Genomic DNA, 253 nt, shown 5'->3' on the forward strand with positions numbered 1-253 from the left:
GGAGGACGAGGACTCGGTCTCCGGCGTGCCGGGCCTGTCGCGCATTCCCGGCGCCGGCCGGCTCTTCCGTTCCGAAGGCACAGAGCGCCGCCGCACCAATCTCATGATCTTCATCCGCCCGACCATCATTCGCGACGAGGCCGACATGCGGGCCGTGACGGATAATCGCTACGGCTATATCCGCGGCCAGCAGATGGCCAGCGATCCGCAGGGCGCCTCCTCGCTGGAGTCTATTGTCGAGATGATGATGGTC

At 65.6% G+C, this 253-nt stretch carries 1 pseudogene; it reads left to right on the plus strand.

Annotation, left to right across the window (positions count from 1 at the left end):
• A pseudogene (locus tag SB717_RS37880) lies at positions 1–253 on the plus strand (hypothetical protein); the annotation flags it as partial.

The organism is Priestia sp. SIMBA_032, from assembly GCF_046535215.1.
GTDB classification, from domain to species: Bacteria; Bacillota; Bacilli; order Bacillales; family Bacillaceae_H; genus Priestia; species Priestia aryabhattai.